Raw genomic sequence first — 234 nt, 5'->3', positions numbered from 1 at the left:
ATTTATACTGTTATTCTAAAGGAGTATTATATGTTAAAGAACATTCTAATTATAATAGAAACGATTGCCCTCATCCTCGCTATATTTAGACTCTTTGCAAACTTCTCTGTGCTTTTACAATTCGTATTTATCCTTTTAAGTATTATGTGTATCCTTTTTGGAATTGAGGAAATGAAGAAACAGGAAAAAGCAAATGCATTTGTTTATTTTATCGGTTCTGGCTCTGTTTTATAT

The 234-nt window shown here is 29.1% G+C and carries 1 protein-coding gene; it reads left to right on the top strand.

The features are described from left to right. Positions 1 to 30 precede the first annotated feature (30 nt). The coding region (locus JDS80_RS31130; protein ID WP_199640847.1) for a DUF3953 domain-containing protein at positions 31 to 234 on the top strand (204 nt) is incomplete at its 3' end.

The organism is Bacillus cereus group sp. N8 (assembly GCF_016483685.1).
GTDB lineage: Bacteria > Bacillota > Bacilli > Bacillales > Bacillaceae_G > Bacillus_A > Bacillus_A proteolyticus.
Note: the sequence above shows the minus strand (reverse complement) of the source record. Positions and strands in the feature narration are given on the sequence as shown.